Source organism: Thermoactinomyces vulgaris (assembly GCF_003688725.1).
In the GTDB taxonomy this organism is placed as follows: Bacteria; Bacillota; Bacilli; order Thermoactinomycetales; family Thermoactinomycetaceae; genus Thermoactinomyces; species Thermoactinomyces vulgaris.
In genome coordinates this window covers 1-2056 of the sequence record NZ_REFP01000005.1, presented here as the reverse complement: position 1 = coordinate 2056, position 2056 = coordinate 1, and the positions used below count along the sequence as shown (strand labels likewise).

At 50.2% G+C, this 2056-nt stretch carries 1 protein-coding gene; it reads right to left on the bottom strand.

Annotation, left to right across the window (positions count from 1 at the left end; translation table 11 throughout):
* The coding region (locus ATH33_RS00325) for a condensation domain-containing protein (protein ID WP_249037504.1) at positions 1-2056 on the bottom strand (2056 nt) is incomplete at both ends.

The following is a 2056-nucleotide window of genomic DNA, read 5'->3' as shown; positions in this document are numbered from 1 at the left end:
TCTTCGCCGCAAACCACCGCCACCCGGTCCGGTTGCTTTTCCACCCGTTCTTCAAACCAGGACGGAATCGTTCTTCCCCGCGGATACTCCAGACGGGTTTGGTTAAAGGTTTGCAATATCTCCCATTTCTCTTCCAACGTGGGAAGCTCAATCTCGCACAGCCGAATTCCGGGATCATCCACAATCTGTTCGAGAATATGAACAAAGTGGCCAATCATACGCCGGATGGTCCCGGGCTTGAACAGGCAAGTGCTGTATTCGACAACCCCTTTGAATGTTTCCTCATCTTCCGCCATCATCCAGCTCAAATCAAATTTCGATTTTTTCCATTCAATCTCCCCTTGGCGAATTTTCAATCCTTGCAGTTTAAAAACCGGCATGTCGATATTCTGCATGGCAAACATGGTGTCAAAAAGGGGATTGCGGCTCAAATCGCGCTGGGTATCCAACTTTTCCACCAATTCCTCAAACGGATAATCCTGATGCTCATACATTTGCAGGACGCGTTCCTTCACCTGTTCCAAAAAGACTGTGAACGGAAGTTGCAAATCAATCCGGTTGCGAACCACAAGCGTATTGGCAAACATCCCCACCATGGACTCCAAACCGGCATACGATCTTCCGGCAATCGGCGAGCCGACAATGATGTCGTTTTTGCCGGTGTATTTCGCCAACAGCAAATTGTACGCGGCCAAGAGTGCCATATACGGAGTCGCTTTTTTCTCATCCACAAGCCGTTTCAATTTCCGGGTTAATCGGTGCTCGATTTCGAAAGTCATATGGTCCCCGTCAAACCGTTGTACGGAAGGTCGCGGGTAATCCGTGGGCAAATCCAGAACCGGAAGTTCGCCGGAAAGTTCATTCATCCAATACTGCTCGTGTTTTTTCCATGTATCCTTTTGTTTTTCCTTTTGTTGCCAGACGGCATAATCCTTGTATTGCAGGGACACCGGCGGCAACGTTTCTCCCTGCAGGCATTTCATCAAATCCTGAAACAGGATGTTCATCGAGACACCGTCGGAAATGATGTGATGCATGTCGATGACCAAGATCTGTTCTTCTTCCTTGGCATGTTCGATCATTCCGACCCGGATCAACGGAGCTTTCTCCAAATCAAACGGACGGATGAACTGTTGAATTTTTTGTTTCACATCCGGACGGTCTTGGGCTTGATAACACTCCACCCGGACCTCCACATCGGTGTGAATTTTTTGCATCAATTCGCCATCAATGAGATGAAACGAAGTACGCAAGGATTCGTGCCGTTCCACCAGTGCCCGGAATGCTTCTTCGAGACGGGAAACCGGCAAATTTCCTCGGATGGAAAAGGCATGGGGCATGTTGTAACCGGTGCCCATTCCTTCCAGTTGCCCGACCACATACAACCGTTTCTGTGCGGATGAAACCGGATAATAAGCTTGTTTGGGTGCCGGAGCGATGGTGACATGTTCAGCCGTTTTTTGATTTTCGATGTATGCGGCCATCTCCTTGACCACGGGACGGGCAAAAATCTCCCGCAAAGGCAGTTCCGTATGCATCCTCTTGTGGACTTGCGCCGACAACATCATCCCTTTGAGGGAGTTGCCGCCTTTTTCAAAGAAGCTGTCATGGACTCCGATTTGTTCGGTATGGAGAATCTCCTTCAAGATTTCGATCAACTGCTCCTCGGCGGGAGTGGCCGGTGCGTCATCCTTGCTTCGGGTTGTGTCGGCTTCCGGCAACGGCAATGCTTTTTTGTCCACTTTGCCGTTTCGGGTCAAGGGGAGTTTCTCCATTTCGATAAAGTGAACCGGAACCATATAGTCAGGCAATTTCAAACTTAAATGCTCCCGTAATTCTTCCGCGGAACAAGGAGACGACGCTGCGAAATATGCGCATAACTCCGGTTCTTGAGAAGGATTCAGCTGCACGGTGACAAAGGCCTCCCGGACGGAAGCATGCTCCAACAAACGGTTGGCGATTTCCCCGGGCTCAATGCGGTAACCGCGGATTTTCACCTGTTCATCCATCCGCCCCAGAAACTCCAAGCGCCCGTCCGGCAGCCACCGCACCAGGT